Origin of the sequence: Kitasatospora sp. NPDC059812 (genome assembly GCF_042732075.1) — a bacterium.
Lineage (GTDB): Bacteria > Actinomycetota > Actinomycetes > Streptomycetales > Streptomycetaceae > Kitasatospora.
On record NZ_JBHWIO010000148.1, the window covers coordinates 1 to 4,663 of the forward strand.

Consider the following 4,663-nt stretch of genomic DNA (forward strand, 5'->3'; position numbering starts at 1 on the left):
CGATCCGACAACCGCTCACCCGCACACGACTTGACCTGCCCCACCCTCGCCACACCACAACCAACGAGACAGACACACCAAAGTCACTGGCATTGGGCCTAGGGCCTGTCCGGCCCCAGGCCGCTGGACCGCTAGACCGTCGCCTGTTCGACCCGCTCGGCCGCCAGGCCGTCCGGCTGGGCGGACAGGTAGGCGCCGCCGCAGGCGGTCAGCCGCAGTGCGGTGTCGATCAGCGGGACGTGGCTGAAGGCCTGCGGGAAGTTGCCGACCTGGCGCTTGAGCCGCGGGTCCCACTCCTCGGCGAGCAGGCCGAGGTCGTTGCGCAGCGCGAGCAGCCGGTCGAACAGCTCGCGTGCCTCCTGCACCCGGCCGATCATGGCGAGGTCGTCGGCCAGCCAGAACGAGCACGCCAGGAAGGCGCCCTCGTGGCCGGAGAGGCCGTCGACGTTGTTGCCGCTCTCGTCGTGGGTCGGGTAGCGCAGCACGAAGCCGTCCTCGGTGGACAGTTCGCGCTGGATCGCCTCGATGGTGCCGATGACGCGCTTGTCGTCCGGCGGCAGGAAGCCGACCTGGGGGATGAGCAGCAGCGAGGCGTCCAGCTCCTTGCCGCCGTAGTACTGGGTGAAGGTGTTGCGCTCCGGGTCGTAGCCCTTCTCGCAGACGTCCCGGTGGATGGTCTCGCGCAGCTCGCGCCAGCGCTCCAGGTGGCCGTCGGAGGGGGCGTCCTCGGGGGTCTGCTCCAGCAGCTTGATCGTCCGGTCGACGGCGACCCAGGCCATCACCTTGGAGTGGACGAAGTGCCGGCGCGGGCCGCGGACCTCCCAGATGCCCTCGTCCGGCTCCTGCCAGTGGTCCTCCAGGTACTCGATCAGGCGCAGCTGGAGGTGGTGGGCGTGGTCGTTGCGGACCAGGCCGGTCATGTGGGCCAGGTGCAGGGCCTCGACGACCTCGCCGTAGACGTCCAGCTGGAGCTGGCCGGCCGCGCCGTTGCCGACCCGGACGGGCTGCGAGCCTTCGTAGCCGGGCAGCCAGTCCAGTGAGGACTCGGTGAGCTCGCGCTCGCCGGCGATGCCGTACATGATCTGGAGGTTCTCCGGGTCGCCGGCGACGGCGCGCAGCAGCCACTCGCGCCAGGCCTTGGCCTCGTCGCGGTAGCCGGTGCGCAGCAGCGAGGAGAGGGTGATCGCGGCGTCGCGTAGCCAGGTGTAGCGGTAGTCCCAGTTGCGCTCACCGCCGATGTCCTCGGGCAGTGAGGTGGTGGGGGCGGCGACGATGCCGCCGGTGGGGGCGTAGGTGAGGCCCTTGAGGGTGATCAGGGAGCGGATCACGGCCTCGCGGTAGGGGCCCTGGTAGGTGCACTGGGCGGCCCACTCGTGCCAGAAGTCGGTGGTGGCGTCGAGCATCTCCTCGGCGTCCGGGGCCTTCGGCGCGTCCAGGTGGGAGGCCTGCCAGGTCAGCGCGAAGGCGATCCGCTCGCCGGCGGTGACGGTGAAGTCGGCGTAGGTGGTCAGGTCGCGGCCGTAGGTCTCGGACTCGCCGTCCAGCCACACCGAGTCGGGCCCGGCCACGGCGACGGTGCGGTGGCCGCCTCCGGCCTGCTCGACCCGGTGCACCCAGGGCACGATGCGCCCGTACGAGAAGCGCATCCGCACCGCTGAGCGCATCCGGACGGTGCCGGCCACGCCCTCGACGATCCGGATCACCTGGGGGACGGCGTCGCGGCCGGCCAGCGGGCGCGGCGGCATGAAGTCGATCACCCGGACGGTGCCGCCCTGGGTGTCCCACTCCTGTTCCAGGACCAGTGAGTCGCCCCGGTAGCGGCGGCGGTCGGCGGGCACCGCGGGGGCGGCCGCGGTGGGCGGCGGGACCCTCAGATCGGCGGTGTCGGTGAAGCGGGGGAGGCCGAGGGCGGGGGCGGCCGGGGTGGGGGGTGCCGCGGGGGTGGGGACTTCGGTCGCGACGGCTTCGGCCGGACCGATCCGCCAGAAGCCGTGTTCATCGGTGCCGAGCAGGCCGGCGAACACGGCCGGAGAGTCGAAGCGGGGCAGGCAGAGCCAGTCCACCGCCCCGTCCCTGCTGACCAGGGCAGCGGTCTGCATGTCCCCGATGAGTGCGTAGTCCTCGATACGGCCGGCCACGTGGATCTCCAGTTCGCAATGTGGTCACGACGCATCGGCGATCTGGGGGAGCGAACGGTCTGCGGGGCCGGAGCCCACCCCGGGACGTCCGGCCCGCCGAAGGGTGGTGGCGGGCCTTGCTGGAGTGTCCGCGCGGGGCTCGGTCGAGCCCCTGGGGTGGGAGGGGAGGAGCTGGAATACGGGGAGGTCCGGTCGCGCATCGGGGACCGGGAGTGTCCTGACCTCCCACGCCCTCCGCGTGCTCGTGCTGTCGGCGATGCGTCCGTGCAGCTTACGACGGACGAAAGGGGCGAAGCACGCGGGCGCAGCCTCGTGTGGCGCCACAATTCGGCGGAAATGCCGTGCATCGCGAGGACGCCGGGCAGGATGGTCCGGACGGATCAGTTCCGCCTGGTCCCAGTGGAGGGGCTGTCATGGCCCGAACGGAGTGCTCCGAAGTGGCCCGGTCCGGCCGTGGTGCGACCGGTGTGACGGCTGCGCCGGATGATGCGCCGGTGGTGCGCCCCGCGCACGCCCCCGGGGCGCCGCGAGCGGGCCGGAAGGCGTCCGGGTCGGGTCACTGATACCCTGGTATCCCGTGGACCGGTGGGATCAAACGCCCCGGACCAGCCGAATCGACGACCCCCCGAGTGCCGTGCACCGCACCGCCTCCCGTCGTTCGGCGAGTCGAGAGCATCCCGCCCACGTCACCTTCGACACGCGACCCACGGGAGCCCCCTCTTGGCACAGCCCCATTCCGGCAAGGCAGCGAACGGCCGCGCCGTGACGACCAAGCACCTCTTCGTCACCGGGGGTGTCGCCTCTTCGCTCGGCAAGGGCCTCACCGCCTCCAGCCTTGGCGCGCTCCTCAAGGCCCGCGGCCTGCGCGTCACCATGCAGAAGCTCGACCCGTACCTCAACGTGGACCCGGGCACCATGAACCCGTTCCAACACGGTGAGGTCTTCGTCACGGACGACGGCGCCGAGACCGACCTGGACATCGGCCACTACGAGCGGTTCCTGGACACCAACCTGCACGGTTCGGCGAACGTCACCACCGGCCAGGTCTACTCCACCGTCATCGCCAAGGAGCGACGCGGCGAGTACCTGGGCGACACCGTCCAGGTCATCCCCCACATCACCAACGAGATCAAGTCCCGGATCCGCCGGATGGCGACCGAGGACGTCGACGTGGTGATCACCGAGGTCGGCGGGACCGTCGGCGACATCGAGTCGCTGCCGTTCCTGGAGGCCGTCCGCCAGGTCCGCCACGAGGTCGGCCGGGACAACGTGTTCTTCGTGCACGTCTCCCTGCTGCCGTACATCGGCCCCTCGGGCGAGCTGAAGACCAAGCCCACCCAGCACTCCGTCGCCGCGCTGCGCAACATCGGCATCCAGCCCGACGCGATCGTGCTGCGCGCCGACCGCGAGGTCCCGCAGGCCATCAAGCGCAAGATCTCGCTGATGTGCGACGTGGACGAGGAGGCCGTGGTGGCGGCGATCGACGCCAAGTCGATCTACGACATCCCCAAGGTCCTGCATGGCGAGGGCCTGGACGCCTACGTGGTGCGCCGGCTCGACCTGCCGTTCCGCGACGTGGACTGGACCACCTGGGACGACCTGCTGCGCCGCGTCCACGAGCCGCAGCACATCGTCAAGGTCGCCCTGGTCGGCAAGTACATCGACCTGCCCGACGCCTACCTGTCGGTGACCGAGGCGCTGCGCGCCGGCGGCTTCGCCAACAACGCCCGGGTCGAGATCAAGTGGGTGACCTCGGACGACTGCGAGACCCCCGAGGGCGCCCGGGCGCAGCTCGGCGACGTGGACGCGATCTGCATCCCCGGCGGCTTCGGCGACCGCGGCGTCAACGGCAAGGTCGGCGCCATCACCTTCGCCCGCGAGAACCGCGTCCCGCTGCTCGGCCTGTGCCTGGGCCTGCAGTGCGTGGTCATCGAGGCGGCCCGCAACCTGGCCGGCCTGCCCGAGGCCAACTCCACCGAGTTCGACGCCGCCGCCAAGCACCCGGTCGTCTCCACGATGGCCGAGCAGCTGGCCATCGTCGACGGCAAGGGCGACCTGGGCGGCACCATGCGCCTGGGCCTGTACCCGGCCAAGCTCGCCGAGGGCTCGATCGTCCGTGAGGTCTACGGCGGCGAGCAGTACGTCGAGGAGCGCCACCGCCACCGCTACGAGGTCAACAACGCCTACCGCGCGGACCTGGAGAAGACCGGCCTGCAGTTCTCCGGCCTCTCCCCGAAGGGCGACCTGGTCGAGTACGTCGAGTACCCGCGCGAGGTGCACCCGTACCTGGTGGCCACCCAGGCCCACCCGGAGCTGAAGTCCCGCCCGACCCGCCCGCACCCGCTGTTCGCGGGCCTGGTCAAGGCCGCCATCGAGATCAAGACCACCGCGGCCGAGTAAGTCGTCGGTCGTTCACCGGACGGGGGGGGCCCCCCCGCCCCCCGGGGGGCCGGGCCCCGGGGGTTTTTTTTGGACTGGGTCCAATAGCGTTGCCGGTTAGAATCCCCCCCCCCCCGCGCGGGCGC

The 4,663-nt window shown here is 71.2% G+C and carries 2 protein-coding genes; one reads left to right on the forward strand and one right to left on the reverse strand.

Features of this window, described 5'->3' with window-relative positions; all coding sequences use genetic code 11:
• Positions 1–131 precede the first annotated feature (131 nt).
• Positions 132–2,138 carry a glycoside hydrolase family 15 protein gene (locus ACFV6D_RS37880; protein WP_063349651.1) on the reverse strand — a complete coding sequence of 669 codons (2,007 nt, stop codon included), beginning with the start codon at positions 2,136–2,138 and terminating at the stop codon, positions 132–134.
• 720 nt (positions 2,139–2,858) lie between these two features.
• On the opposite strand from ACFV6D_RS37880, the gene ACFV6D_RS37885 reads away from it, so the two are divergent.
• Positions 2,859–4,538, forward strand: coding sequence for a CTP synthase (locus ACFV6D_RS37885; RefSeq protein WP_079135937.1), 1,680 nt, complete (start codon positions 2,859–2,861; stop codon positions 4,536–4,538).
• Positions 4,539–4,663: the final 125 nt, after the last annotated feature.